The organism is Neglectibacter caecimuris (assembly GCF_034335015.1).
In the GTDB taxonomy this organism is placed as follows: Bacteria; Bacillota; Clostridia; order Oscillospirales; family Acutalibacteraceae; genus Acutalibacter; species Acutalibacter caecimuris_A.
The window spans coordinates 179,733-205,256 of the sequence record NZ_JAWXXK010000004.1 but is presented as its reverse complement, the minus strand read 5'-3'; the positions used below and the strand labels follow the sequence as shown (position 1 = coordinate 205,256).

The window sequence follows — 25,524 nt, the reverse complement described above, 5'->3', positions numbered from 1 at the left end:
TCCCTTTTGATAGAACGGCGGAAACCGGGGCCAACAGGCAGGTTTTCCGCCGGCTTTCCAAGCGTTACAGCATTCCGCTTCGGGCCAGCAGCTCCAGGGAGGCGATACAGGCCGCCGCTTCCACAACAGGAGCGGCTCTGGGTACGATACAGGGATCATGCCTGCCTTCGACAACAAGCTTTGCGTTTTCCCGGGCTTGCAGATCGATGGTATCCTGTTCTCTGCCAATGGAGGGCGTGGGCTTAAAGGCCGTTTGGAAAATCAAAGGCATGCCGCTGGTAATGCCGCCTAAAATACCGCCGGAATAGTTGGTACGGGTTTTTACATTGCCCTCCGCATCATAATGGAAGGCATCGTTGTTTTCGCTGCCTCTGAGGTAGGCCGCCGAAAAACCAGCTCCGAATTCTACGCCTTTTACCGCAGGAATTCCAAACAGGATCGAAGCGAATAAATTTTCCGTCCCGCCGAACATGGGTTCTCCCGCTCCTACTGGAAGCCCCAGCACGGCGCATTCCACAATGCCGCCCACACTGTCTTTTTCCAGCCTGGCCTTTTCAATCTCCTCCCGCATGACAAGCTTTGCCGCCGGGTCGATCACCGGAAAATATTCTTTGTTCAGCTTGTTCAACAGCTCCGATGCTGTATTCACCGGATCAAAGGGCGCGTCCCCGATTGGGCAGCGACCTACCGAAACCACATGGGAACCGGTCACAACCCCTTTTCTCAATAAGATCTGCCTTGCCACCGCCCCGGCGAACACCAGAGGCGCCGTGAGCCTACCGGAAAAATGCCCGCCGCCCCGCACATCGTTATGACCGCCGTATTTGACGGCGGCGGTATAATCCGCATGGCCGGGCCGGGGCTTGACACGCAGCGCTTCATAGTCTCGGGAGCGCTGGCTGGTATTTTCGATCACAGCGGTCAAGGGCGCGCCAGTGGTCGTACCGTTTAACAGCCCGCACAGCACCTTGGGCATATCTCCTTCCTTCCGGGTGGTGGCTGTCGTGTCCTGCCCGGGAGCACGCCGTGCCATCTGTGCCAAAACCGCTTCCGAATCGATCCGCTCTCCGGCCGGCAGGCCGTCGATCGTTACGCCGATGGCCGCGGTATGGCTGCCGCCAAAAATGGAGATTCGTATCTTTTCACCCCACATGGAAGACATTGGCAGTTCCTCCTAACGCTTTGAAATCTTTAAAAAAGCCCGGATAGGTTTTTTGAATGCTGTGTTCATCGGTCACAAAAAGCGGTCCATTACACCGCAAGGCCGCAGCGGCCAGCGCCATAACGACACGGTGGTCGTTTTTCCCCTCCGCCGTGCCTCCTCGAAGCGACGGCACGCCCTGAATAGAAAGGCCGTCTTCCGTTTCCCGAACATTTCCGCCCAGGCTGTTGATCGCTTCGCGCATGGCCGCCAGGCGGTCGCTTTCCTTCAGGCGAAGACGCTCCGCGTGAATAATTCTGGTTTCTCCTTCGGAAAGCGCCCCGCACACTGCCAGAGCCGGAACCAGATCGTTGATTTGAGAGGCATCGATCACTGTTCCGCGCAGACCGCCGAAAGGCCGGCCGGCCGTTGGGTTCCACGCAGCAAGCACCTCTCCTTCCCAGCGGGTAGAAAGGCCGAAGGCTTCAAAGCAGGAAACACACGCCTTATCACCCTGGGCGGAATTTCGATCCAATCCGTGAAGGCGAACGGTTTCCCCGCCCGGAGACAAGGCCGCCATGGAAAGGAAAAACGCAGCCTGAGACCAATCGCCTTCTACCCTGTACTCTGTGGCCCGATACGTCTGGCCGCCGGGCACCTTCCAGCCTCGCTCTGTTTTCAGGCATTCTATTCCAAAGGCCCTTAGAACGGCCAGGGTAAGCGTTACATAGCCCTCCGATTCCAGGGGAGTGGTGAGAATGATCTCGCTTTCCCCTTCCAGCAAAGGCAAAGCAAACAACAAGCCGCTGATAAACTGGGAGCTGATATTTCCCGGCACCTCAAAAACACCGGGCAGCAGCTTTCCGGAAAGCTTCAGGGGAAGATTCTTTCCCGCCCCTTCGTCACAGGGAGAATATGCTGTTCCGTGCTTGGGGAAAAGCTCTCGATAAACGGACATGGGCCGTTCCGGAAGCCTGCCACTGCCGGTAAAAAGCCACTCTCCGCCTAAAGCTGCCGCCACAGGCGTAAGAAACCGCAGGGTGTTGCCGGATTCCAAGCAATGGACGTCTTCTCCTTTTCCCGGGTGTGGCGCGGCCTCTCCAAACAAAACGGCGTTCTGGTCCTCCCGGTAAACCGCTTTTGCTCCCAGCGCACAAACCGCACCCAGCATTGCCTCCATATCCTTACTTGTATCAATGGGAAAGATCCTGCCCGCCCTGCCGGAAAGGGCGGCACAGAGCAGGGCGCGGTGAGCGGCGCTTTTGCTGGGCGGAAGAAAAACATCTCCGCCGGAAAAGCTTTTTCCGTATTCTACCATGAAGCACACACTTCCCTTCCGGCCGGTTCAGCCTACCTCCCGCTTGATCTTTGCGGCGGTACGCAGCAGCTCTTTGAGCTGTTCTTCATCTTCTTCGGCGATGGCGTTTTGAAACGCCCCGATATTTTTGACGAGCTCCTCCAGCTCCAGCAGCAGCTCCTCCCGGTTGTCCAGGAAAAGACGGCTCCACAGCGCGTCGTTGATATTGGCCACCCTGGAAACGTCCCGGTAGCTTCCTGCGGAGAAACCCTTGTGCTCCCGGCACCGGGGACTCATCACATAGGAGCAGGCCAGTACATGGGGCAGCTGAGAGGTAAAGGCGATCACCCTGTCGTGCTGCTCCGGCGTGGTCATTACCACCTGGCCGAAACCCATCTTCTCCGCCAGGGAAGCAACCTCCCCCACCGCCCATTTCGGCGCGCCGCAGGGGGCGATCAGATAAGAGGCCCCCAGAAAGATCCCGGCGTCGCTGGCGGAAAAGCCGCTGAGCTCTTTCCCCGCCATGGGGTGGCCCGCCACAAACACATAGCGCCCTGTTCCCCGCAGCTTCTCCATACCGGAGCAGATCTCTCCCTTGATGCCGCAGGCATCGGTGAGAATGCAATTTTCCTTCAGCTCTGGGCCGTGCTGTTTCGCGAATTCCAAAGCACTTTCCGGATAGACGCAGAGATAAACGAGATCCGCCGTGCGCAGATCCTCCGGCCCAGCCTTGCCGTCAATGGCTCCACAGGAGCAGGCGTCCAGCAGGGCTTCCTCGCAAAGGTCCATTCCCAGCACGGTATGCTCCGTATTGAGCTTCAGGGCTTTGGCAACAGAGCCGCCGATCAGGCCCAGCCCCACGATCACGATTTTTTTACTCATAATCCCTGTACCAGGCCGGAAACCTTTGTAACCTTCTTTGCCAGCGCGTCAAACTGGACGGGCGTAATGGACTGCGCGCCGTCGCACAGGGCGTGGCTGGGGTCATTGTGTACCTCGATGATCAACCCGTCCGCGCCGACAGCCGCCGCCGCTATGGCCAGGGGCTCAATGAGCCAGTTGATGCCGGAGGCGTGGCTGGGGTCTACGATCACCGGCAGGTGAGAAAGACGCTTCAGTACGGGAATGGCAGAAATATCCAGGGTGTTCCGGGTGATGGTCTCATAGGTTCTGATGCCCCGCTCGCAGAGAATGACCTGCTCGTTTCCCTCTGCCATAATATATTCGGCGCTCATCAGCAACTCCTCGATGGTGCTGGCAAGCCCCCGCTTAAGCAGAATGGGTTTATCAAGCTTTCCCAGCTGCTTCAAAAGCTCAAAATTCTGCATATTCCTAGCCCCTACCTGGATCACGTCCACGTCCTCGAATAGGGGCAAATGCTCAATGCTCATGATCTCCGTCACAATGGGTAAGCCTGTCTTTTTCTTGGCTTCGGACAGCAACCTCAGCCCCTCGTCCTTCATCCCCTGAAAGGAATAGGGCGAGGTGCGGGGCTTAAACGCGCCGCCGCGCAGGAAGGAAGCTCCGGAGGCTTTCACGCTTTCCGCCACAGAGCAAATCTGCTCCTCGCTTTCCACGGAACAGGGCCCGGCAATAAGAGCCAGGCCTCCCCCGCCGATCCTTGCGCCGCCGGGCAGGGTGACGGCCGTATCGTCCGGGTGGAATTTCCGGTTTGCCTTTTTATAGGGCTCCTGCACCCGCTTTACGCTCTCCACAAAATTCTGAGCCTGGATGTACTCGCTGTCGATCACGGTGGTGTCGCCGATAAGACCCAGCACCGTGCTCTGGGTGCCGATCCAAGTATTTACCTGAACGTCATATTGTGAAGTGAGTTTTTTGACGAAGGAATCTACCAGCTCCTGTTTTTGATTGGGCTTTAATACAATGATCATCGTGTTGTCTTCCTTTCACAAAGCATTTTTGTATGTAACAGAAAAACAGCGGGGCCACAACGCGGCTCCGCCAGGGTACATGTATTCCCGCTTTCGGCCCGTTACAGAGAACGCCGAGCCCGCAAAAAAACACAGCCGCTAAAATTTTTTCCAGCACAAAAAGCCCGCAGGGTAAATCGCGGGCGATAATAGCGGCTAAATCGCTTTGTCATAAGAGGGCTGCTCATAAAAACGCTCCTCTGCCGGGAATTTTCTTCATGATAAAACAGAAGGCCCGATTTGTCAAGGCTTTTCTGCTTTTCCGCCTTCCTTTTTCAGGGATTCGCGCCCGATCGCCGCCACTTTTTTCGCAACGATCCAAAAAGGCGCGGAAGCCTTCAGCGTGAGGTCAGAGGCGGCGCGGTAAAGAGGCAGGCGCTCACGGTAAAGGCCTGCGATCACTTCCTCCCGGTTGGGCTTTTGCAGCAGAGGGCGTTTTGTATCGTTTTCCAAACGCTTTTGCAGAATATCCAGCGGTACGTCCAGCAAAACGATCGTGCCGCTATTTTGATGAAAGGCCTCCACATTTTGCGAGAACAGCACCGTCCCTCCGCCGCAGGCGATCACAGCCTTTCCCTTTTCCGAAAGCTCCGCCGCAGCCTCTGTTTCCAGGCGGCGGAACTCTGTTTCCCCCTGCCGTTCAAAGATCTCCGCCACGGTGAGCCCGGTTTTTTCTTCAATGTAGAGATCCAAGTCGTAAAAATCCCACTTCAACAGTTTGGCCGCCCGCTTGCCCACCGTGGTTTTGCCGCAGCCCATAAAGCCGCATAAAATGATGCTGCCGCTCATGCTATTTCCCTCCGAATATCCGTTCCATTTCCTCTCGCGCGTCATGAATCAACTGGTGCAGATCGTTGTTTTGAAATTCCGTATCATACCATATTTTATGGGAATAAGCGGCCTGGCACACCAGCATGCCCATACCTCCCAAAACCTTTATTCCCTGCTTTTCCGCCAGCCTTAAAAGCTCTGTTTCCGCCGGGTTAAACACCGCGTCAAACACTGCGGCACACCGACTGACCACCGCCTCGCTGACCGGGCTCATTCCGGTTTTGGGGTACATGCCCACGCTGGTGGTATTGATCAAAAGATCGTACCGCTTTGTATCGAGCTCCAGCTCCTCATAAGACTCTACCGTGATGAGGAACTCCCGGTCACCCCTTGCCCGGGCATAATCCGCAAGCTTTTCCGCAAGCTCCATCGCCTTCTCATAGGAGTCAGCCCGGTGCGCGAGCGTAACGTGAAAATTCGGGCGCTCCGCCGCCTGAAAGGCAATGGCTTTCGCGGCGCCGCCGTTACCTAAGATCAAAAGTTCTCCCTGAAGGCTCATGGAATGGATCTTGAGAGAAACCGCCGCCCCCGGCCCATCGGTGGTAAAACCGTAAAGCTTTCCTTCCACTACTTTGACTGTGTTGACGGACCCGCAGAGCCGGGCCCGGTCGTCAATGCCGTCCAGATAAGGGATAATAGCGCTCTTATGGGGAATGGTGACATTGAAGCAATCCAGGGCCCTGAGCTCCGGCAGGGCGGCAGAGAGCTCCGGTACGTCCAGCACCCGGTACTCCATAGGAATGCCGGAAAGCTCAAAAAGCCTGCGCTGGATAAAGGGAGACATGGTGTGTCCGATAGGGTGTCCGATCACTGCAGCATTTTGCGTTCTGGTCATAAAACCAGCACCTCTTTTCCCGAGAATTCCAATTTTTTTACAATTCATGGTTGACAAAGCACATGGGAGTCAATAAAATGTAGGTAACAGGTACAGCCCTGAAAGAAAAAACCTGTATTTAGGGATTGTACCATACCAGAGCCGGTTTTGTCCATTCATGCTCTTAAAATAACACATATTTGGACACACCGCGGAATCTTGAGTTTTCAGAAAATATTTAGGAGGCACGTAACATGGTACTGGAAAAAATTAAAGCGATTTTGAGCGAGCAGTTTGACGCGGACGAGGACTCCATTACGGCGGAAACTACCCTGGCTGACGATTTGGGCGCGGATTCTCTCGATGTAGTTGATCTGCTCATGTCCATCGAGGACGAATTTGAAGTGGAAATTCCCGATGAGGAAGTAGAAAACATTAAGACTGTAGGCGCTCTTGTGGAATATATTGAGAGCCACGCCAACGTTTAACTCTAAAAATAGGCAAACAGCTGAAGGCCGCGTTGCAGAAAGAAAACTGCAACGCGGACTTTTTTAGATTCTGGACTCCAGAGAAATTCCCAAGGAAAGGATCAAAGAACGAGATTCTTCACTAAGAAAGCAAGGCTTATCTTGCTTTTTGTTCAGTAATGACAGCTGGAGAGTAGGCGGATAACCGCCAAATTCCAATTCAGAAAATTTTGTTTTTCATCGCTCATTGATCGCGTTGTGCACTCCCCCTTCCCCAAGTTTTTCTTGCAAAAAGCGGTTTCTCCCTATATAATTGTGTCGAGTCATAGTTTGCTATGGAAAATTTGCCGAAAGGATCTGTTTTTATTATGGCACAGCAAAAGAAAATGGTGGAGGATATCACCTCCATGGACGAAAATTTTGCCCAATGGTACACGGATATCGTAAAAAAGGCGGAGCTGATGGATTACTCCAGTGTCAAGGGCTGCATGGTGATTGAGCCTTACGGCTATGCCATCTGGGAAAATATCCAGAAGGACATGGACGAACGCTTCAAAAAGTTGGGGGTACAAAATGTATACATGCCTCTGCTCATTCCGGAAAGCCTGCTGCAAAAGGAAAAAGATCACATTGAAGGCTTTGCCCCGGAATGTGCTGTGGTCACCCACGGCGGCGGCGAGGAGCTGACGGAAAAGCTGTTTATTCGCCCCACCAGCGAGGTGCTGTTCTGTGAGCACTACCAGAAGGTGATCCATTCCTACCGGGATCTGCCGAAGCTCTACAACCAGTGGTGCTCCGTGCTTCGGTGGGAAAAGACTACCCGCCCCTTCCTCAGAGGCATGGAATTTCTGTGGCAGGAAGGCCATACCATGCACGAAACCGCCGAGGAAGCAGAGGCGTTCACCCTGAAAATGCTTCGGGTCTATGAGGACGTATACCGGGAAACCCTGGCGATCCCTCCTGTGGTGGGAAGAAAAACCGAAAAAGAGAAATTTGCCGGTGCGGAAGCCACTTATACCCTGGAGCCCATGATGCACAACGGCGTTGCTTTACAGGGCGGCACCACCCATTATTTCGGAGACGGGTTTGCAAAGGCTTTTGATATCACCTTTACCGGCAGGGACAACACCCTGCAGCACCCCTTCCAGACCTCCTGGGGCATGAGCACACGCCTGATCGGCGCTGTCATTATGGTTCACGGTGATGATAACGGCTTGGTACTGCCCCCGAAGGTGGCTCCCATTCAGGTGGCGATCGTTCCCATTGCCCAGCACAAGCCCGGTGTGTTGGAAAAGGCCGGGGAGCTCTATGAAAAGCTGAAAAAACAGTTCCGGGTCAAGCTGGACGACAGCGACAATTCCCCCGGCTGGAAATTTGCCCAGTATGAGATGCAGGGGGTTCCGCTGCGGCTGGAGATCGGCCCGAAGGATATGGAGCAGAACCAGTGCGTTCTGGTACGCCGGGATACCGGAGAAAAACAGTTTGTTTCTCTGGATCGGCTGGAGGAGGCGGTCGAAACCTCTTTGACTGCTCTGCATGACGCTTTGTACCAACGCGCTTTGGAAAACCTGGCTTCCAAAACCTTTACCGCCGGAAATTATGAGGAATTTCTCACGATCGCGAAAAACAAGCCCGGCTTTATCAAGGCCATGTGGTGCGGAGATCCCGCCTGTGAAGATAAGATCAAGGAAGATACCGGCGGTGTAAAATCCCGCTGTATTCCTTTCGAAGAGGAGCACATTTCCGATGTGTGCGCCTGCTGCGGCAAGCCTGCCAAGCACATGGTATATTGGGGCAGGCAATACTGAGAAGCTTTTTCTTTCCGAGGCGCCTCCGAAAAAGCTCTATCAAGAGCGTCTTAGCCCGAAATATCTGTTCGTTGCCTGAACAAATATACTGATTCCCGGAAAAATTTTTGCTGAATTTTAGAAAATCTCACAGAACACCCCTTTACTTTTCCAATATCTCATAGTAGAATGTAAAGGATAACTTACATACAGTACTGTATGTACATATTTAGGAGGAGATCCAAATGGCAAAATTAAAAATCGGCTTCATTGGCTGCGGCGGCATTGCCAATCAGAAGCACTTCCCCGGCATGGCTCAGCAGACTGAGCATGTTGATCTGTGCGCTTTCTGCGACCTGATCCCGGAAAGAGCTGAAAAGGCCGCCAAAGAGTACGGCACCCCCGACGCGAAGGTCTACACCGACTATCATGAGCTGCTGGCTGACCCCGCCATCGACGCGGTTCACGTACTGACCCCCAACATCGCTCACTGCGAGATCACCATCGCCGCTCTGGAAGCCGGCAAGCATGTGCTCTGCGAAAAGCCCATGGCCGCTACCACCGCTGATGCCAAGAAAATGCTGGAGGCCCGTGACCGCACCGGAAAGATGCTGACCATCGGCTATCAGTACCGTCACTTTCCCGCCAACCAGGTGGCGAAGAAGGTCGTAGACGACGGCTGGCTGGGCGATATCTATTATGCGGAGGCTTCTTACCTGCGTTATCGCGGCGTTCCCACCTGGGGCGTGTTCACCGATAAGTCCAAGCAGGGCGGCGGCCCCCTGATCGATATCGGAACCCATACTCTGGACTTCACCCTGTTTCTGATGAACAACTACGATGTGGAATATGTTGTAGGCACCTCCTTTGAGAAGCTGGGCCGTATTCTGGATCCCGATCATCAGGGCCAGTACAACTGGATGGGCAAGCAGGACGCCTGGAACAATGAGACCTATGACGTGGAGGATTCCGCAGTGGGCCACATTAAGATGAAGAACGGCGCTGTCATCAACCTGCGTGCTTCCTGGGCCATCAACATGGCAAAGGAAACCGGTGCCAACGGCGAGGCCTATACCACGCTGGCCGGCACCAAGGGCGGCCTGGACACCAAGGAAGACCGCGTTCGTCTGAATCATGTGGTTGCCGGTTATCCCACCATCTCTTGGGTAGGCGACAAGGTTGCCGGTTATATCCCCGGCTTCAGCCAGGGTCCCGCTCCCGTTTCCAAGGAGCATGAGATCTGGGTCAAGGCTTTGATGAGCGGCAAGAAGGAAGATCTGTTCGTCACTGCCGATCAGGCTTTCGTTGTCACAAAGATCCTGGATTCCATCTATTATTCCTCCAAGCACAACAAGCCCGTTTACTTTGATGCTGAGGGTATGCCGATTTTTGACTGATTTTATCAGCGTTACGATCAAATAGCATTGATCCACAGTTTTGTGCCTTTGTCGTCGGGAGACTGGCGGGAAAGGCACAAATTCCATAACAAGAAAGGAATGTTTCCTTATGGCAAAAATAAATTTACAGCAGTATTCCTTCGGGTTTGACTGCCCCCTCTCCCCTCTGGAGAAAATTAAGACCACCGCGGAAATGGGCTATGCGGGTGTGGAATTTGCCCGCGAGTATGCCGGTCTGCCGGTAGAAGACGTAAAGAAGGCCTTGGACGATGCCGGTATCACCGCTGATTCCGCTCATGTTGCCTTTGATTTCATGGAAGAGGATATTCCCTACCTCGCAAAGCTGGGCGTGAAATTTGTGGCCTGCCCCATGACTGCCTTTAACTCTGCCGAGGAAGCCAAGGAAGTGGCCGAAGATCTCAATAAGTTCGGAAAGTTTGCCAAGCCCTACGGCATTACCATCGGCTATCATAACCACACCCAGGAATTTAATACCGATCAGGGCAAATACCTCTTCGACTGGGTGATGGAGAATACCGATCCCGAAACGGTGGCTTTTGAGATCGACTGCGGCTGGGCCTCTGCCGCCGGAATTGACCCGGTAGACTATATTCAGAAGCATGCGGGCCGCATTGCCGCGATCCATATTAAGGAAAACGGCGCTGTTATCGGCCCCGATCCGGCGGATTCCCGCCATGAAAAGAAGGAATGGCCCAAGTTTGAGCTGGACGAAAACGGAAAGCCCATCTTCCCCCCGGAATTCCTGAAGATGATGGAAGAGCGTGACAAGCTGAATGTGCCCACCGGCACCGGCATTGTGGACTGGAAGGCCGTAAAGGCAGCTGCCGACGCTCAGCGCCAGGGCGTGCTCTACGTGGTGGAGCGTGAAGCCAACTATGGCGGCAAGGACCGCATTTCCTGCCTGAAGGAAGACATTGCCTGGCTGAAGGCGAATCTGTAAAACGAAATTTTAAAAAAGGAAGGCTCCCGAAAAATTCGGGAGCCTTCCTTTTTTACTTTTGACTTGATAAAGACAAGATATCCAACAGCCTACGGTACAAGTCTAAACACCCTGCCATTTCGGCCGATTCACAGCAAAGCCTGCACAACCTCCTTTAAAGTATCTGTCTCGCCGACATTTCCCGGGAAAATAACATATGGCATCTGTGGAAATTTGCTTTCTTCGCCTGTTTGCCACACAGGTATCCCCGGCCGAAGTTGCCCCAGTACATTTGCCCGCTTAACTCTTAATGCTTTTGTTCCAATATCACTTGAGGTGATCCCGCCTTTCGCTACAACGAAGCTCGGCGTTTCCTGCAAATTTCCTATGACTGATTGTACTGCGTCAGATATTTTCACAGATCGCATCAGTGCCTTTTCTTTCGTATCACTCTCAACGATCAGCAAATCACGCTTTGTATACACCACCGCCGTTTTTCCCGTTTTAACCGCTTTATCGATTTGTGATGCTGTGCTCTCTATTTCCAGCCGAAGAGCTTCTTCCCCCATCAAAACAATATCAGAGTTAAAAGGGATCTCCTCTAATCCTGATAAACCCAGCAATGCCTCCAGTTGTCTATTCGTTTTTTGTGTGTGGGAGCCAACTACAACGATTCCGCCATTCCTGTTTTTGGATAGAAGCATTTCATTCCGGGTCAAAAGCGGCCGGCTCTGTATGCCCCCTATTTCCTTTACCAACGACGCCGCTGTTCGAAACAAGAAGTGCTTTCCGCATTTCATCGCACGATATAAAGCAATGCAGAATACTTTTATATCATTGTAGTCGATTGCGTTTACAACCACTTTGTGAAAGCTTTTGACATTCATAAGCTGTTCTGTGATTCCATCAAGATCCCGTGCACGCAAGCTGCTCAAAGAAACGCAGGTAACGGAGCCAGCCGGGAACTCGCCGTTATTTTTCTCCTCAATAAATTCACACAGGTCAGAGGAAGAGTACCCAAAGGTCTTGTCCCTGGCAAATTCAGTTTTTCCCACAGGGATCATGTCGTCTCCGTACCTCACATAGTGAATATTGTCAATGGTGAATCTCCCGCCCTCTTTGAAAAAAGGACAAAAAATTTCACCATCCACACAGTAGTTTTCCCGTTTTTCGATCCCTTCCTTCAGAAGTCTTGTCTCCAGAGGATAATGACCGCGCAGAGTTGAGTCGCCGCGGCTTATCACAAGATAATCCATTTTCATTTCTTTGGCAACTGAAGTAATATTTTTGATAATTTCCCGATGCGCTTCGGTGGTTTGCTCAACAGTAAAGCTTCGGGAATTAGTCAAAATGAAAAACAGCTTATTCTTTTCCCTAAAGCCGGCACGAATACTTTCTCTATCCCAGCCTGTATATACAGAAACATTATGTACTGTTTGCACACCTGTTGGATCGTCATCCAGCACGATGAGCTTTCGGTTACTTTCCGTAATTTCCTGCTTTAGCAGCTCATCCAGCGTCTGGGAATCAGGCGCTGGATGTTGTGTCAGGATCTCGGCGCTTATCTCATGTTCTTTACACATCAATTTATCCTCATACCGATCATTGTGATAGCAATATCTCTTTTATCCGCTCAAAACCGCATTCGCCGCTGGTCAAAACCGGCACCCCAAACTCTTTTTCGCAATCGGGAAATGATAATTTGAAAACCGACATGGACAGCTGTGCCAATACCACTACGTCAAAGTCAAATTTCTTTTTACTGGCCCGGATCGCATTCGCAATAATTTCATTGTGAGCTTTGATATTTCCACTGGCGATCTCTTCAAAAGCTGATTCTTCCGTTACGCCGTAAATGACAGGTTTTTTCTGAAGCCTTTGAGCGGTTTCCTGTAGTAAAATTCTTGTATTATCCACAGTAGGGCCATGTGTTGCAATTACCAAAATGCTATTTCCGGTCAAAAGAGCCTGCTCCATCAGCGGGATATCGATCTGCACAACGGGGATCCCGTATTTCTCCACTCGCTTTGCAACGACAGGATAGGCGCGATTCATTGTAGAACAGGTGCAGATCAGTGCATCGACCCTATACAGATCGCAGAGCTGCTCCGCTTCATCAGCCATAGCCTGTATATTTTTTTCCGGCGGACAGGCTTCCCCATTTTTGTGAGCCAACATAAAATTATATTGCATCCCGTCATTTCCTACATTTAAACGCATCACCTCAGGCAGGATCTTATGGCTGAAATAATTTGACCATACGCTGACCCAGCTGGAGCCATTGACGATCCCCAAGCGCTTTCCGGCTAATTTTGAATTTGTTCCTGTTGGGCCGCATAAGGAAGGTAGTGTAAACACTTTGGCATATTCTTCAAAGAGCAGGAGCTCTTTTTCGTCATAATTGTAGTTTTTCATATCATCATCCTCATATAGAATCATTTTTCTCCCGCTAACCCTTTACCGCTCCGGCAGTCATACCCGCAACGATATATCGCTGCCCAAATATCAACAGAATGATCATGGGGATCGTCCCTAAGCAGGCTGCCGCCATAAGCGAAACCACATCTGAACCGAATTCCTGAACAAACATCTGCAGCGCAACCGTCATAGTGATCAGCTTTTGATCTTTTACAAAAATACTTGACATGAGGTACTCCTGCCAACAGCTGATAAAAGTAAAAATTGCTACAGAAGATATTCCGGGAAGAATGATCGGCAGAATAATTTTATAAAAAGCCTTAAATTGTGACGCTCCTTCCACCATTGCTGATTCTTCAAGGCTGAAGGAAACGCTGTCGATATATCCTTTTGTCATCCAAACGGAAAATGGCATCGTCATTGAGGTATAGGCCAAAAAAAGCGAGAAATGCGTATCTGTAATAGACAGGTTCTTAAATATGATGAAAAGAGGGATCAATGTTAAACCGCCCGGAATCATATACAGGAGCAGCATTAAATTTGAAAACCCACGAAAGAATATCCCCTTAAACCTGGAAAACGCATACCCACAACAACCCGCGACCACAACTTGTATGACAACTACTATACTGCAAACTTTAATGCTGTTTAACAGACTTCTGAAAAACAAATTGTCTCTGGCAGATAAGACATATTCAAAGCTTTCAAAAGACAGCCTGGAAGGCAGAATATTTGCTGAAAGCGATTCCGCACGGGGCTTGAAGGCATTCAGCAGCATAGTGACAAAGGGAAGCAAAACGATGAGCAAAACAGCCAACAAGCACAAATAGAAAAGGCCCTGCAGAAGAATCGGAGCACTGTTTATGTTATTGCCGGCATTAAATGTTTGCGATCTTTTTTTCATTTTTCTTCCCCCCTATTCTGCTTCGTTCCTATTCATGATCATTCTTGCGACCACGATCAAAATCATTAAGAACGCCATCATGGTCAACGTGATCGTTGCGCCATAACTCAAGTCATTTCTGACAAAGGCGGTCAGATATGAATGGATCGACACTGTCATTGTGCTTTTGATCGGCCCGCCGGCGGTTAGCAGATAAACCTGTTCAAAGTTATTAAAGGTCCAGATAAACCTTAGCATAATGGCAATAAAGGAAATATTTTTCATCAGAGGCAGCGTTATATAAAACAAAGCCTGTCTCTTACTGGCGCCATCAATTGCCGCCGCTTCGTACATCTCCTCAGATATCACCTGTAAGCCGGCTAAAAGGGTCAGGACCATAAACGGAAACCCCTTCCAAAGCCCCATGATAATCACACTGAACTTTGCCCAGCCCGGAGTGGCAAAGAACATGATTGGGTTGTCTGTTACGCCAAACCTTATCAGAACGGAGTTTACGATCCCGCTCGTGCTTAATGTATTGGAGAACGCACAAGCCGCCACCACAGTGGGCAAAACCCATGGGATCAATACGAATGACCGAAACAGGCTCCTGCCCCTAAAAGTTCTGTTGACCAGCAGCGCAAGAGAAAGACCGATGATATAACATCCAAACACTACAACCGCAGTATACAAAAAGGTGAACCCCAGGATCCCCAAAAAATCTTTATCCTGCGTAAAAAGCTTTATAAAATTATCAATTCCAATAAAATCCTTTTTCGATGTCAAATTATAAATCGACGCATTTTGAAATGCCAATGCGATCCCATGAAACAGCGGGTATACATTTATCAGCAGAACAAAAGCTATTCCAGGCAAAACGAGCAAATATCCAAGCAGGTTTTTCCGGATTTTGCTTTTCAACCCATTCAAATTAAATTCCTCCTTCACCGGCTTGATAGTCCGTTCAATATTGGGAGAATTCCATGCTATAATGAAAAACGCATACTGGTTTTAATGATTATGTTGTGCCCCAAAAGATTTTAGAAAACATTACTTTGCTTCCATAATGGCTTCGATTTCTTCTTTTGCTTTTGCCGCAACATTATCAACGCTGGTTTCAGTCAAAAGCAACTCCTGGAACGCATTGGTAATTACCAAGTCGCCCATGATGGTCTGATACTGTGGGAAGAGCTCGGAATTCGGATATCCATTTCCTACGCTATTGGGAACTATTTTTTCAATGATTTCCTGATTTGAGCCAGTTCCAATCACTGCCGGATCCTCCATAAAGGACTTCCGAGCGGGGATCTTCCCCAGCTTTCCATCAGTAAACAAAGGAAGTTCATTTTCGCTCCACCATTTGATCGCTTCCAAGGTTGCTTCCTTATTTTCTGTCTTGTTGTATCCCATGATAGAATTTGCGGGGTTGATTGTCAGTGAAGTAATACGTGGCAGGATCGCCAGTTTATCAGCCATGTCCGCCGCCTGCTGCTGTGCCTGCACTTTGATATCTCCCGTACCCCAAATTACACCTGCGTTTCCCTGTAAAAACTGTGTTTTCGCATCGTCTGCAGACCAGCCGGCAACATCCTGCGGAATCAAGCCGTTTTCCATAAGATCCTTTATATAGGAAAAGGCCTGCTTGCTTTCAGCGGAATCAACGATGACCTTCCCATCCTCTACCATTCCACCGCCAAATTCAAATGCTATTGACTGCCAAAAAGACAGCGCTTCATATCCGCCTTTTCCATCTAAAACAAATGGATTCTTTACGCCGGATCCCTGCAGCTTCTGCAGAGCTGCTTTAAACTCGTCCAAGTTGGCAGGCAGTTCTGTAATACCTGCCTGCTCAAAAAGCTCAGTGTTATACCACATCATTCTGGGATCAAACTGCCACGGAATGCCTATCTGTTTTCCGTCATACCGAATGAGAGAAAGCGCAATTGGATCAATATCGTCAAGTGTGCCTTCCCGCTCCCAAGCTTCAATAATAGGATCAAGCGTCAAAATTTCACCCATGGTCGCAAACAGATGCTGCATGGAGCCGCCGCCTGTGCTCATATCAGGACCGGCATCACTTGCGATTGCGGTAGTAAAATTCTGTAGATAACCATCCCAGGGGATCGCCTGATATTCAAGAACAATATCAGAATGCTCTTCATTAAATTGTTCAACCAGTTTCTCTGCCGCATTCAAGTAATCGTCCTGACCCCATGCCAGATCCCAAAAAACGACCTTTGCTTTTTCCACGGAGGTCTCAGAAGAAACCTTACCGGAAGCGGTTGATTTGCTGGACTCAGGCTTTTTACTTGAATTCTGCTGCGCATTACTGCAAGCAGTGAAGCAGCTCAAACATAAGCATATAGCTACTAAAGCTGAAACTACTTTTTTCATAAAAATGCTCCTCTCTGGTATCACGAAAACCATGTATGCGTTTTTCATTACAGCATGAAACCATTTCCGTTCCTTATGTCTGACCGGTATCTGCTTTATCACTTTATGGAATATCACCTGCTTCCTTTGCCAAAGCTTGAATATAACGGCATACCTCTTGATGGAAAGAAGAGAAATCCGGCTCGGGTATTCCATTTTGCGGTGTCGAAGAATGCGGGATCGGATTTTGAAACATATCGTGATGATAGATATGGTATCCGCCTAATGCACGAATATTTTTTATCTGTTGAATGTGCTGCCAGGGCTGTGTGCCTCCCGGGATCCCCCCATGCTCTACAATTCCGCATCTTGCCGGTTCATCATCTATGACCGGCTTATGATACCGGTTCAACAAAAATCCGATCTCTTCCGCCGCCTTATCCCAGAAATTCTCATGCTCGGATCTGCATGTGTGGGGGGTCAAAACATCCAATAATCGGTTTTGCTCTTCATCGCCTAAAACTCCGGCAAATCCCGGCGAGCTGGTACAGATCCTGTCTGGATCTACCGATTTTGCAATATTCAAGTACCTCACGGTCTCAAACGAGCATTCATTCCAGATTTGAAGAATGATATTACGGTAAGGCCTTAGCATTTCGGTCAGGTTTCTGATCGATTTCTCCTGAACTGGAATTATTTCATAGGGAAAGTAATTTTCATCCCGAATGTAAAATCTCTCATGAGCAAATGCACAAATTTCCAAAATCATGTCCAACCGGTCGGCGCATAAAATCATCTGCTTTAGTCTTTGCGCATAGGATGGCTTTATCTCTCCGTGCATGGTAAACAAGGAAGTCTTCTCCGGTACAACATCCACAAAATGGATATCGGGAGTTTTAAAATCCCACTGGCACCATATTCTCAACGTATTAATGCCGTATTCTTTGAATTTTCGAAGATATACCGCCATCATTTCCTCCGATTCACAGAAGCGCTCGTTAAAAATGGCGTTAAAGAAGCTATATCCTCTCAAATCAAAAGCCTTGCCATCCAAGAAGAATTCCGTTCCGGATATGGATAAGTTTTTTGTTAAAGAATTCATTTCTTTAATCCCCCTTTTTCTGAATCAAGAGCTTTGCCTGCAGATACATTGCCTCAGGAGTCAAGCCTTGATGAACCAGCAGGGAAGAAAGCGTATCGCTTCCAACCACTTCATCTCTTACCCCTATGCAGCAAACACGAACCGGATATTCTCTACACATCAGCTCTTGGATCGCCGATCCGAAGCCGCCTGAAATTTTGGCGTTTTCAATTGTCAGAAGACAACCTGTACGACGGGCGCATTTCAAAAGCAACTCTTCGTCAAGCGGATGAACTGAGGCCATGTGAACTACTTGCGCCGAATATCCATCGGTGGATAACAATTCCGCAGCTTTTAATGCAATGCCTGTCATCATTCCTGTGGAAACCAGTGTGATATCCGAGCCTTCTCTCAATAAATCCCCTTTACCCCATTCAAATTGATAGGTACTGTCAAATAAAACAGGCATATTGGCTTTTGCAAGACGGAGATAAGCGGGCCCCGGTTCCGCTGCCATTTTTTTCATTACAGCCCGCAATTCACAATTATCACCCGGCACTGCTATTTTAAGGTTCGGCATAGTCCGCAGGATAGCGATATCCTCACATTCGTTATGGGACGGCCCACATTCACCTGCGGTCAATCCAGAATACGCACCTACCGCCTTGACAGAGGAATTGTGCAAACAAGCATGCATGTAAAATGAATCAAGAGCTTTTCGGATCACAAACGCAGCAAATGTTGTTGGAAAAGCAACATAGCCAAGATGCGCCAACCCGGCTGCTATCCCCATCATATTTGCCTCTGCAATGCCGCACTGAATAAAACGCTTTGGATAGGCATCGGCAAATAGCGATGTCATGGTAGATGTTTTCAAATCGGCATCCAGCACGATAACATTTTGACGCTCTTTCCCCAGATCTACTAACGCTTTTCCATAAGCGGTTCGCAAATCTTCCTGATAAAAATTCATTCTTTCGTTCCCTCCACAATAAATTGCAATCCCTGCTCAGGTTGCTTCCGGCTTTTCTTCAGCGGCACGTATTCTGTGTTATGAAACGCGGACATCTCCTGTACAAACTCATTTGCCTTACTCCAGGAAGGGCCATGGGTATGCCATTTGTAGTTGAATTCGCATTCTTGAACGCCCTTTCCTTTTACCGTATGGGCAACAATACAAATCGGTTTTCCTTCTCCCCTATATTTGGCGCAATGCAATGTGTTATTCAGCGATTTTACATCGTGGCCGTCTGTCTCAAGCACCTGCCAGCCAAACGAAAGAAATTTTTCTTTCAAACGCATTTCACCCAACTCTTCGTACAGAAACCCCTTTGCCATAACCTTGTTATAATCGACTATGGCAACCAAATTATCCAAATGAGCTTTTGAGGCAAACATCGCGGCTTCCCATATTTGCCCTTCAGAGAGTTCGCCGTCTCCTAAAATGCAATAAACCCTTTGAGAATATCTTTCCTGCAATTTTAGTGCTTGTGCAATTCCGGAGCCAAAAGAAAGACCCAGCCCCAAAGAGCCTCCGCTGCTTTCCACACCAGGAGTATCCTTCCCGCTCAAATGTCCCTCCAAGCCTGACAGCTGAGCATATGACTCAATTCTTTCTTCATGGAAAAATCCCCTCAAAGCCAATGCCGCGTATAACGCGGGTGAAACATGAGCTTTGGAAAGAACTACATAATCTCTCAGGGAAAAATCAGGGTCTTTTTCATCGAAGTTTCCGATCTTCCAATACAAAACAGCCAGAATTTCCGCTAAAGAATAGCTGCCTCCAATATGTCCCCATTGCCCGCTGACAATCGCCTGAGTCGCCAGCTTTCTTATTTCATAGGCCCTCTCTTCTAATTCCAGTATCTCCTCTGACGACAGCTCTTTCATTTTTGCTCTCCTCCTTGTTAAAATGCAGCAGTACAAACGAAATTCTAAAAATGTTAACGTTAACATTTTGCCGCGCAAAAAAGCTGCTGAGATAATACAATTATGTAGAATCTCTAATGATCAGTTCAGTTGGGAGGATCACTCCACCACTGATCTCTTTACCATTCAGGATATCGATCATTCTTTTCCCTGCTACCGCTCCCATTAAACGGCGAGGCTTGGAAACCGTGGTGAGCGAAGGATATGTGTATTCGGAAAAAACCTGATTATCAAAGCCGGCAACCGCAATATCCGAAGGAATTTTCAGCCCCAGCTCCCCTATCGCCTTTATTGCGCCCAAGGCCATAAGATCCGTAGAAGAAAAAATGGCAGTAATCTCCGGCCTCTGCGCCAATTTGGTTTTTGTTTGTTCGTATGCCTTATAGTATTCAAAATCACCAAAGATCTCGTACTCCGGGTCAAATTCGATCCTGTGTTCTCTGAGCGCCTTTAAATAGCCTCTTTTTCTCGTTTGGCCAGATTCAACGGCTGACCTTCCATTCAGAAAACAAATGTGCGTATGACCACGCTCAATAAGATGACTGACGATCTGATATGCCCCGCCCTCATCGTCAGCGACCACATGTCCTATATCGGGAGAAGGGCCTTCCTGATTGATAAAGATCACGGGCATATCCGTTTTCGATATCTTAGTTTCTTTTTGATTTATTCCCAAAATGAATATTCCATCCAGGCGGTTGATAACCTTTCTGTTATTCGCCCCCTTGAACAACACGCTGAGCGTATATCCATAACGCTGAATTTCGCTTACAATGCCTTCCAGAATGGTGGAAAAGAACTCCATGGGAAATGTGGAAATATCATATTGAACTAAAAGACCTAATTCATAGCTTCTGCCACTGATCATCGTTTGCGCTGCTTGATTCGGCACAAAGCCCTTTTCCTGTATGACATCCAGAATCCGCTGCTTTGTTGCCGGAGCGACCCTGGAGCTATTATTAATCACTCTGGAAACAGTAGTATGAGAGACCCCGGCCAGCTTTGCAATATCCTTTATCGTCACATAATCACGCTCTCTAATCTATGTTAACGTTAACACCCTGTAATTAAAATACACCCGCCTGAGTCTTTTGTCAATACATTTTGTGAAAATTCCCAATAAAAAAATTTTAAGCAGCCTTCCCTGGTTACGAAGTATGTGTTTCCTTTTTCACATGAACTTTCATAACGATCTCAAAAATAAACTTTCTAAAAGCTTTTTTCCGGTTCCAGTACGAAAAATATTTTTTCGCACTGCTTCGATTTCCGGGCGCTTCATTTCTCCCTCAAAGATATTGACGAGAAAATCCGCCTCTACCAGCGCCTGATAATCCCTGCCGTCAATTTTACTGTAGGTATGATGATGGCCAACAAGATAGCACACTCTTTCCATGATCTCCGCGGAATACCCCAGCTTTTCCAGCATTTCTTTTGCTACGGCCGGGCCTTCCCGTTCCTGGTATTCTCCGGCGGCGCTGCCGTATTTCTCCAGGCTGGGCTTAATGCCGATATCGTGAACGATGGCCGCGATCTCGGTAAGCCGCTGCTCCGTTTGGGAAAAGCCCTCCCCCTCTCCAATGGCCTTCGCAAACGCGTACACCTTTAGAAAGTGGTTGACCCTCGGCACATTGCCGCTTTCGTATTCTGCCATGGCAAGCAGTAACGGCGTATGGTTCATTTTGCTTTTCCTCCCAGCTTGATCCAGTAGCGTCGGTAGACCCCTCCTTCCTCTTCCAGCTTGTTTTCCAGAACACCGCCACAGGCCTCAATCACAGCGGCAGAGGCCCGGTTTTCCTCCACACAGGTAACCAGAACACGCTCCATGCCCCGTTCTTCCGCCTTTTCCAGGCACAGGGCCAGCATACAGGGGGCATAGTGTTTTCTCCGGCAGGAAGGGCGGATGCCGTAACCAATATTGCCTCCGGTGCGAAGCAGAGGCTCTGTCAGCCGGTGCCGCAGATCGATCCCGCCCAGAAGCTCCCCTGCCTCATTGGTCAGGAACCATGTATGGGCGGTCACAAGCTCCGGACTTGCCTGGTAAACACGCCCGGCAATATTGTGCTCCAGCCACTGCTTCGGACTTTTTCCCTCCTTTGGGGCCAGCGCGCCGGGAACGATCCGCTCCTCTCCCCACTCGGCCTGGTAATCCGCAATTTTCTCCAGTGTGGTTTCCTCCGGCAGGATCAGAAAAAGCCCCCGTTTTTTTGCCTGAAGCAGGTAATACTCCGCAGCAGTCATGGAATAGCAGCAAAGATCCAGCACCGTACCGTCATAGCGGCGGCTCGCCTGACGAAGGAGGCCCTCATAATAGAAGCCGGATTTCTCGATCACCCGCCGGGAGCGTTTGTTAAAGGGATAGTGAGTCACAGAAAACAACTTCGCGTGGCAATTCTGAAAAGCATAGTCAATGGCGGCGCTGACCGCCTCTGTCATCAGGCCTCTTCCCCAAAACGCCTGGGAAAGAACATAGCCCAGGCTGAAGGCGCCCTCTACCTGAGGGCGGCGGCCGTCCTCCTCGATCCCCAGGGAGCCGATGACCTTTCCGTTCTCCTTCTCTTCTATGGCAAAAAGCACGCCGGGCTTTTCCGGAGCGGTAAACATTTTGATGATCTCCCGGCTTTCCTCTATGCTGTCGTGAGGCTTCCAGCCCGCATTGGGGCCCACCTCCGGATTTTTCGCGTATTCATACAGATCCTCAGCGTCTTCCATCTGCCAAGGACGCAGGATCAGCCGTGCCGTTTCGATTCGCTCCATACGGTTCATTCCTTTCTCTCCAGCAATTCGCCCAGGATCTTTTCCCGATTCTGGATAAACATTTTTGTGATCTGATAGCTGTCCGTTTCTTCATAGGTACAGGCGTGAACCGGCCCCCGGTCAAAGGTCAGAAGCTCTGCCCCTGGCAAGGCCAGCAAAATGGGAGAATGGCTTACAATAAAAAACTGAGAGCCCTCCTGAACGCAGCGGTTAATCTCCAGCAGCAGGGTCAGCTGCCGCTGGGGCGACAGGGCCGCCTCCGGCTCATCGAAAAAATAGACGCCCTCCGGGCGCAAATAATCCTGAGCCAAGGCCAGAAAGCTTTCTCCATGGGATTTTTCATGGTAGCCCCTGGAGGGGATAGGCGTAAGACCGCTTCTGGCGTAAACCTCTTCCTGGGTCGCCACATTGTAAAAGCTTTCCGCCCGAAGAAAATAGCCGTGAGTCGCCCGCCGGTGGCCCTTTCCCAGGCGGATCGCCTCCGCAAGGGGCGAATGGGAATCCCGAGTGGAAAAGCTGTAATTTCTGGTTCCCCCCTCGGGGTTGAAACCGTAAGCAATGGCCATGGCCTCCAGCAGGGTGGATTTTCCGCTTCCGTTTTCTCCTACAAAAAAGGTGACGGGCCTCTGAAAGCTGAGGCACTCCACGCCATGGAACGCCTCAATATTTTGCAAATAGCCGGATGCGGAAAGCTGCTCCCACTCGATCCTTGCCTGATGGATAAAAAGGCTGTTCATGTCTGTTTATCTTCCTTTCAGCGCCATGGCCACCCAGCCGCGTTCCTCTTTCCGCTCTATGACGGTAAACGCTCCAGCCAGCGCGTCCAGCACGTCCTGCTCCCGGGAATCGATAATGCCGCTGACAATGTATACACTGTCCTTTTCCAGGAAATTCGGCGCGTCCTTGCTGAGTTGGATCACAATATCCGCCACGATATTGGCCGCCACCACCCGATATTTCTGAGGAACCGCGGGATTTCCCGCCACCTTTTCCGTAAGGTTTCCGCAAATACCCGTAAAGCGTTCCTCTACCCCATTGGTCTTGGCATTTTCCACCGCCGTTTTTACAGCAAGAGGATCGATATCCACGCCCACAGCGCTTTTTGCGCCCAAAAGCAGCGCCGCCACAGACAAAATGCCACTGCCGCAGCCCATATCCAGAAAATCACAGCCCGGGGTAATATAATTTTCCAAAAGCTCCAGGCAGAGCCGGGTGGTTTCATGGGTGCCGGTGCCAAAGGCAAGCCCCGGCTCCAGATCCAGCACAGTGCGGCCCATGGAATCAAATTCTTCCTCCCACACAGGACGGATCAGCAGCTTTTTTCCTACCGGAATGGGCTTAAAATACTTTTTCCAGTTATTGATCCAATCCTCCTTCACACAGGAAGCACAAGTGATCTCATGAGGAACTTTTTCCGCCTGATACCGTTCCTCCAAAAAAGAAACAGCCTCGGCGGGATTTTCTTCAGGACTGATATACACATGGATCACAGCCTTGCTCCTGTCTTTTTTGAGGAGCTCCTCATCGATCAGATCGATATGGGCGATCTCCAAGGCCTCGGCTTCTAAATTGGAGTAGTCCTCAATATAAATACCGTAGGGTACTACCATGTTCGCGATATCGCCCGCCAGCTCCACCTGATTTGCGGGGATCTCTATTTTTACTTCCGTCCAGTTTTCATTCATAGGGTTCTTCTCCCTTTCTCAAAAAGCCTTTTTCCGGCATTTATTGCTATGATACCATAAGCACCGAAGGTGCGTTGGTATCATGTGTCCATCGCCCGTCTGAGCGAAGCGAAGAACCGGGCGGGACAATTAAAATCCTATAATATCCGCGTCCTTTGCGAATATTATACCGAATTCCCCCCGGGTTTTCAAGCTAAGTGACGCAAAACAGGAGGATACAGTCCATGACAAAACAGAAATTCTTTCTTCAGGGCGCGATCCTCACCGCGGTATCGCTGTTTCTTCGCATTACCAACATGGGATACCGCTCTTATCTCTCCCAAAAGATCGGGTCGGAAGGTATGGGGCTGTACCAGCTGATTTTTTCTATTTTTATGCTTACCGTGACCCTTTCCACCTCCGGAATCAGCCTTGCCGTGACCCGCATGGTATCCGCCGCCATCGCCTCCGGACGCCGGGAGACCATACGCTCCACTGTGGCCAGGTGCTTTGCCTTCTGCTTGTCGATCAGCTCTGTGATCTCGCTTTGCCTGTTCTTTTTATCGGACTTTGCCGCCCTCACCTTTCTGGGAGACCGCCAAGCCGCCCCCTGCCTGCGCATTTTGGGAGTGGGCCTTCCCTTCATGTCCATGTGCACCTGTATGAAGGGATATTTTTTGGCGGTAGATGAGTCTCTTTCCACAGCCGCCTCCGATACGCTGGAGCAGATCTTGACGATCCTTGCCACAGTATATCTTTTCTGGCATTTTGCCCCGCAAAGCATTGAAACCGCCTGCTTTGCTGCCATGACAGCCTCCACCCTGGGAGAAGCCGTTTCCTTTTTAGTCAGCTGGTCTGCCTACCGGCACAGCCTGAAAAAGAACACACCGAAGGAAAAGAAAAAGAGCCGGGGCGTTTTGAAGGGGCTTTCCCATATTGCCCTGCCCTGCACCCTGAGCTCTGCGGCGAAAAGTCTCTTAAATACCGGGGAAAATCTTTTGATCCCCCGCGAGCTGCGGAAATTCGGACTGAGCTATTCCCACTCTCTTTCCCAATACGGGCTTTTGCAGGGCATGGCCATGCCTATGTTGTACTTTCCCTCCTCCTTCCTTACCTCCTTCGCTTCCCTTTTGATCCCTAAGATCGCCAAGGAAAGAGAGCAGGGCCACCGCCGGGAGGTGGCATATATCACCGGAAAGTCCATTCGCTCCGCCCTGGCTTTCGGCATGTTCTTTGCCGCTGTTTTTATCGCCTTCGGAGATGGCTGGGGCAACGCCTTTTATCACAGTGACGCCGCCGGGGAATATCTGCGGGTACTGGCCCCCATTGTGCCTTTGATCTATTTGGACGTGGTGGTCGACAGCCTCCTGAAGGGAATGGACGAACAATTCAATTCTATGAAATATAATTTCTCCGATTCCCTGATCCGTGTGATCCTGATCCTCTGCTTTCTGCGCTTTTTCGGCATGGAAAGCTATGTGTGCATTTTGTTTTTCAGCACCATCTTCAACGCGGCGCTGAGCTTGCATCGGCTGCTGAAGGTGACAAACGTGTGTCTCTCCCTGGGCTGGCATGTGCTGCTCCCGCTGCTGTGCGCGGTGCTTTCCGTTTCCTTGGGGAGCTATCTGCTGCGCGGCATAACGCTCTCCAATCTCTTTTTTCAGATCGGTTTGGAAACCTTGGTGTGCGGTCTCTTTTTCGGGGCGGGCTACTATGCGCTCTGCCGTGTTTCCGATGGCAAGGCTATACGGAAAAAAGGCAAATCCTCTTTGAGAGAAGACTTGCCCTGAAACACTCAAAACTGAAATTTTTACTAA

At 50.1% G+C, this 25,524-nt stretch carries 24 protein-coding genes; 5 read left to right on the top strand and 19 right to left on the bottom strand.

The features are described from left to right. Positions 1-64: 64 nt before the first annotated feature. The 6 genes from aroC to aroE form a co-directional block, all read right to left on the bottom strand. A complete protein-coding gene (aroC, locus tag U8T64_RS07260) occupies positions 65-1,162 on the bottom strand; it encodes a chorismate synthase (RefSeq protein ID WP_322182388.1) in 1,098 nt (365 codons plus the stop codon). After that, positions 1,143-2,459, bottom strand: coding sequence for a 3-phosphoshikimate 1-carboxyvinyltransferase (gene aroA, locus U8T64_RS07255; RefSeq protein ID WP_322182387.1), 1,317 nt, complete (start codon positions 2,457-2,459; stop codon positions 1,143-1,145). The genes aroC and aroA overlap by 20 nt, the downstream gene beginning before the upstream one ends. Before the next feature lie 27 nt (positions 2,460-2,486). Then, positions 2,487-3,320 carry a prephenate dehydrogenase gene (locus U8T64_RS07250; protein WP_322182386.1) on the bottom strand — a complete coding sequence of 278 codons (834 nt, stop codon included), beginning with the start codon at positions 3,318-3,320 and terminating at the stop codon, positions 2,487-2,489. Next, the gene (gene aroF / locus U8T64_RS07245; RefSeq protein WP_322182385.1) at positions 3,317-4,330 is read right to left on the bottom strand and encodes a 3-deoxy-7-phosphoheptulonate synthase; all 1,014 of its coding nucleotides are present in this window, start codon (positions 4,328-4,330) and stop codon (positions 3,317-3,319) included. Before aroF ends, U8T64_RS07250 begins: the two co-directional genes overlap by 4 nt. 282 nt (positions 4,331-4,612) lie before the next feature. Next, positions 4,613-5,158 (bottom strand): shikimate kinase, encoded by a 546-nt coding sequence (locus tag U8T64_RS07240; protein WP_322182384.1) that lies wholly within the window; start codon positions 5,156-5,158, stop codon positions 4,613-4,615. 1 nt (position 5,159) lies between these two features. Further along, a complete protein-coding gene (gene aroE, locus U8T64_RS07235; protein ID WP_322182382.1) occupies positions 5,160-6,035 on the bottom strand; it encodes a shikimate dehydrogenase in 876 nt (291 codons plus the stop codon). A gap of 233 nt (positions 6,036-6,268) precedes the next feature. Between aroE and acpP the strand changes: the two genes are divergently transcribed. From acpP to U8T64_RS07215, 4 genes are all read left to right on the top strand, one after another. Further along, positions 6,269-6,502, top strand: coding sequence for an acyl carrier protein (acpP, locus tag U8T64_RS07230; protein WP_322182381.1), 234 nt, complete (start codon positions 6,269-6,271; stop codon positions 6,500-6,502). Positions 6,503-6,849: 347 nt separating this feature from the next. Next, the gene (gene proS / locus U8T64_RS07225; protein WP_322182380.1) at positions 6,850-8,289 is read left to right on the top strand and encodes a proline--tRNA ligase; all 1,440 of its coding nucleotides are present in this window, start codon (positions 6,850-6,852) and stop codon (positions 8,287-8,289) included. Between the two features lie 224 nt (positions 8,290-8,513). Then, positions 8,514-9,665: a Gfo/Idh/MocA family protein gene (locus tag U8T64_RS07220; RefSeq protein ID WP_322182379.1), complete on the top strand. Its 1,152-nt coding sequence runs from the start codon at positions 8,514-8,516 to the stop codon at positions 9,663-9,665. Between the two features lie 109 nt (positions 9,666-9,774). Next, a complete protein-coding gene (locus U8T64_RS07215) occupies positions 9,775-10,626 on the top strand; it encodes a sugar phosphate isomerase/epimerase family protein (protein WP_322182378.1) in 852 nt (283 codons plus the stop codon). A gap of 128 nt (positions 10,627-10,754) precedes the next feature. On the opposite strand, the gene U8T64_RS07210 is transcribed toward U8T64_RS07215, so the two are convergent. The 13 genes from U8T64_RS07210 to prmA form a co-directional block, all read right to left on the bottom strand. Continuing rightward, entirely contained in the window at positions 10,755-12,188 is a 1,434-nt protein-coding gene (locus U8T64_RS07210) for a four-carbon acid sugar kinase family protein (protein ID WP_322182377.1), read from the bottom strand. Between the two features lie 19 nt (positions 12,189-12,207). Continuing rightward, positions 12,208-13,020 (bottom strand): aspartate/glutamate racemase family protein, encoded by an 813-nt coding sequence (locus U8T64_RS07205; RefSeq protein ID WP_322182376.1) that lies wholly within the window; start codon positions 13,018-13,020, stop codon positions 12,208-12,210. A 34-nt stretch (positions 13,021-13,054) separates the two neighbouring features. After that, positions 13,055-13,927 carry a carbohydrate ABC transporter permease gene (locus U8T64_RS07200; protein WP_322182375.1) on the bottom strand — a complete coding sequence of 291 codons (873 nt, stop codon included), beginning with the start codon at positions 13,925-13,927 and terminating at the stop codon, positions 13,055-13,057. Between the two features lie 12 nt (positions 13,928-13,939). After that, positions 13,940-14,836 (bottom strand): carbohydrate ABC transporter permease, encoded by an 897-nt coding sequence (locus U8T64_RS07195; protein WP_322182374.1) that lies wholly within the window; start codon positions 14,834-14,836, stop codon positions 13,940-13,942. A 120-nt stretch (positions 14,837-14,956) separates the two neighbouring features. After that, entirely contained in the window at positions 14,957-16,300 is a 1,344-nt protein-coding gene (locus tag U8T64_RS07190) for an ABC transporter substrate-binding protein (protein WP_322182372.1), read from the bottom strand. 103 nt (positions 16,301-16,403) lie between these two features. Next, entirely contained in the window at positions 16,404-17,381 is a 978-nt protein-coding gene (locus U8T64_RS07185; protein ID WP_322182371.1) for a hypothetical protein, read from the bottom strand. Between the two features lie 4 nt (positions 17,382-17,385). After that, positions 17,386-18,333: a transketolase family protein gene (locus U8T64_RS07180; protein WP_322182369.1), complete on the bottom strand. Its 948-nt coding sequence runs from the start codon at positions 18,331-18,333 to the stop codon at positions 17,386-17,388. Continuing rightward, complete coding sequence (locus U8T64_RS07175; RefSeq protein WP_322182368.1) at positions 18,330-19,250, bottom strand: transketolase; 921 nt, start codon at positions 19,248-19,250, stop codon at positions 18,330-18,332. The genes U8T64_RS07180 and U8T64_RS07175 overlap by 4 nt, the downstream gene beginning before the upstream one ends. A gap of 100 nt (positions 19,251-19,350) precedes the next feature. Next, on the bottom strand, positions 19,351-20,313 hold the full coding sequence (locus U8T64_RS07170; protein WP_322182367.1) for a LacI family DNA-binding transcriptional regulator: 963 nt from the start codon (positions 20,311-20,313) through the stop codon (positions 19,351-19,353). 159 nt (positions 20,314-20,472) lie between these two features. Continuing rightward, a complete protein-coding gene (locus U8T64_RS07165) occupies positions 20,473-20,967 on the bottom strand; it encodes an HD domain-containing protein (RefSeq protein ID WP_322182366.1) in 495 nt (164 codons plus the stop codon). After that, positions 20,964-22,043, bottom strand: a complete 1,080-nt coding sequence (locus U8T64_RS07160; protein ID WP_322182365.1) for a GNAT family N-acetyltransferase — start codon at positions 22,041-22,043, stop codon at positions 20,964-20,966. The genes U8T64_RS07165 and U8T64_RS07160 overlap by 4 nt, the downstream gene beginning before the upstream one ends. Positions 22,044-22,048: 5 nt before the next feature. Next, entirely contained in the window at positions 22,049-22,780 is a 732-nt protein-coding gene (locus U8T64_RS07155) for an AAA family ATPase (protein ID WP_322182364.1), read from the bottom strand. Between the two features lie 6 nt (positions 22,781-22,786). Continuing rightward, on the bottom strand, positions 22,787-23,728 hold the full coding sequence (prmA, locus tag U8T64_RS07150) for a 50S ribosomal protein L11 methyltransferase (protein ID WP_322182363.1): 942 nt from the start codon (positions 23,726-23,728) through the stop codon (positions 22,787-22,789). A gap of 224 nt (positions 23,729-23,952) precedes the next feature. Between prmA and U8T64_RS07145 the strand changes: the two genes are divergently transcribed. Continuing rightward, complete coding sequence (locus tag U8T64_RS07145) at positions 23,953-25,497, top strand: oligosaccharide flippase family protein (RefSeq protein ID WP_322182362.1); 1,545 nt, start codon at positions 23,953-23,955, stop codon at positions 25,495-25,497. The last annotated feature ends 27 nt before the right edge of the window (positions 25,498-25,524 follow it).